This window comes from Haloferax sp. Atlit-10N (assembly GCF_003586325.1).
In the GTDB taxonomy this organism is placed as follows: domain Archaea; phylum Halobacteriota; class Halobacteria; order Halobacteriales; family Haloferacaceae; genus Haloferax; species Haloferax prahovense.
The window spans coordinates 1-2,591 of record NZ_PSYX01000021.1 but is presented as its reverse complement, the minus strand read 5'-3'; the positions used below and the strand labels follow the sequence as shown (position 1 = coordinate 2,591).

At 60.4% G+C, this 2,591-nt stretch carries 3 protein-coding genes; 1 reads left to right on the top strand and 2 read right to left on the bottom strand.

Going from position 1 to position 2,591, the window contains the following annotated elements; all coding sequences use genetic code 11:
• Window positions 1-1,997, bottom strand: a 1,997-nt coding sequence (locus C5B91_RS20825) for a heavy metal translocating P-type ATPase (protein ID WP_119713004.1), incomplete at its 3' end; no start/stop codon positions are given.
• Between the two features lie 123 nt (window positions 1,998-2,120).
• Window positions 2,121-2,318 (bottom strand): heavy-metal-associated domain-containing protein, encoded by a 198-nt coding sequence (locus C5B91_RS20820; protein WP_115819795.1) that lies wholly within the window; start codon window positions 2,316-2,318, stop codon window positions 2,121-2,123.
• Between the two features lie 132 nt (window positions 2,319-2,450).
• On the opposite strand from C5B91_RS20820, the gene C5B91_RS20815 reads away from it, so the two are divergent.
• Window positions 2,451-2,591, top strand: a 141-nt coding sequence (locus tag C5B91_RS20815; protein WP_119713003.1) for an Lrp/AsnC family transcriptional regulator, incomplete at its 3' end; no start/stop codon positions are given.

Here is a 2,591-nt window from a genome sequence, read left to right as displayed (position 1 = left end):
AGTTTCCCCTCGGACTGGAGCGCTTCGACTTTCGTGTCCTTTTCGTCGGGGAGTACCTCCGCGAAGTACTGGTCGATGCCGAGTTCCTCCGAGACAGCCCGTGCGACGTCCTCCGAGTCACCGGTCAGCATCGCCACCTCGATGTCCATCGCGTGTAGCGCCTCGATGGCCTGCCGGCTTTCTTCCCGAATAACGTCCGCCAGCGCGAATGCTGCGACAACTTCGGATTCGTCGTGAACCAGGTAGATAACCGTCTCTGCGTTCGAGCCAGCTTCCTCCGCGAAGGCAGCGATTTCGTTGGACCGCTCGATACCGAATTTCTCAATCAGGTTCGGTCCACCGATATGAACCGTCTCGCCGTCCACAGTGGCTCTGACGCCGAGACCGCGGAAATTCTCAAAGTTCGAAACCTTCGCTCGCTGGATATCCCGTTCCTCGGCGGCGTCTCGGATGGCGCGAGCGATCATATGCTCGGAGTCACCCTCGACACCAGCGGCGACTTCGAATGCTCGCTCTTCAGTCCAGTCGCCTGCCGTCTCAACACCGACGACGCCCTGTTCGCCCTTCGTGAGGGTCCCGGTCTTGTCAAACATCACCGTGTCCAGATTTCGAGATTCCTCCATGGCGATGCGGTCGCGGATGAGCATCCCGTTTTGGGCAGCCGTGGAAGTGTTGATCGCGACCACGAGCGGGACGGCAAGTCCAAGTGCGTGGGGACACGCGATGACCAGGACCGTCACGACGCGCTCGAGGACGGTGATGTTGTACCCGACCGCGACGACCCACGCGACGGCAGTAATCGCCGCGACGCCGAGTGCAATATAGAACAGCCAGCCAGCTGCCTTGTCGGCGAGCAACTGGGTTCGAGATTTGGACTGCTGGGCCTCGTCGACCAGTCGCATGATGCCCGCCAGCGTCGTCTCGTCGCCGGTCTTCGTGATTTTGACGCGGAGACTCCCGTCCTGGTTGACCGTCCCGGCGACCACCTCTGATCCGGGCTCCTTCCCAACTGGTCTGGATTCGCCGGTAATCATCGACTCGTCAACGGACGACTCGCCCTCGACGACTTCGCCGTCGGCAGGCACGCTCGCGCCCGGGCGAACGAGCACGACATCGTCCTCGCCGAGTTCGGAGACGGGCACTTCCTCGGTATCTCCACTCTCGGTGATACGCTCGGCGGTATCGGGCATGAGCTTCGCGAGTTCGTCCAGCGCCCCCGAGGCCGCCCGGACCGACCGCATCTCCACCCAGTGGCCCAGCAGCATGATGTCGATCAGCGTGACGAGTTCCCAGAAAAACGGTGTCGTCCCTTCGAGAAACAGACTCGCGATCGAGTAGACGAACGCCACCGATATCGCCAGCGAGATGAGCATCATCATCCCCGGCTCGCGGTTTTTCAGTTCCGTCCGGGCCATCGAGAGGAAGGGCACGCCACCGTACGCGAAGATCACGACCGCAAGTACCGGCGTTATCCACGTACTCCCGGGGAACGTAGGGGCCGTATAGCCGAAGACGTCCTGAATGAATTCGCTGAAGACGATGACCGGAATCGAGAGGACGAGCGACACCCAGAACCGCCGCCGAAACATCGCCTCGTGGCCTGAGTGATCCGTGTGATCGCTGTGATCCCCGTTTCCACCCCCGTGTCCCTTCTCGTGGGCGTTACCACCATGGTCGTGCTCGTCGTGTACGTGCTCTGCTTCTGTAGAGTGAGCGTGCTCGGCCGCAGCGTGGCGGTGCGCGTGTTCGGCTTCGTGGTCGTTATGTGCGTGTTCGTCCGTGGATTCGGACTCCGTGGTGGCGTCTGCCGCAGTGTGAGTGTCGTCCTTCGGGAGTTTGGACTCCGGCTCGGATGACGCGTGGGCTGATGCTCGTGGTTCCGACTCTGCTTTCAATCGGCAAATTCGACAACAGTAGACGGGTCCTTCGGATTGATGCGAGGGGTGCCCCTCTTTAGAGGGATTTTCGGATGTCTCGTGGTCTGGATTGTTGCTCATGGCGTGGGTATTGGTGCCGTCCCTTATTATGCTGTCCAGACCCTGATACGGCGCGGTACCGTCAAGAGGGCCGGTGTCGAACGAGAACGGCGGGGCACTTGTGGACGTACGTTCCGGCGGTTCTCAGGCGTGGGCGGTGTATCCAGCGTCCTCGACGGCTTGAACGAGTGACGTGACGTCAGCATCGCCATCGACGCTCGCCTGTTTGGCCTCGCGATCGGCAGTCGCGTCGGTCACGCCGCTCACTTCTCGAAGCGCGTCTTCGACTGTCTGTTCACAGTGACCGCACGTCATTCCTTCGACAGTGATGGTCTGCGTCATACACTGGTACATACGGGAGGGGAATCTTTGTCAGTTTCTGCTTCGAATCCAAAGTCTATCTTGGAAGTGGGATGGCATTCAAATCTTGGCGCTGGGAAACAATATTGTGGTTCGGGGGTTCAATGGGGAGATATGCGTGATTTAGACGAGACAGACATGGAGATCCTCTCGCTACTAGCAGAGGACGCGCGACGCCCGTTCAGCAGCATCGGTGAGGAGGTGGATCTCTCGGGGCCAGCCGTATCAGACCGCGTGAAACGGTTAGAGGAGGCC

Excerpts from the sequence above, each read along its gene's own strand:
- C5B91_RS20820 (WP_115819795.1), bottom strand. The coding sequence starts at position 2,318 with ATGACGCAGACCATCACTGTCGAAGGAATGACGTGCGGTCACTGTGAA.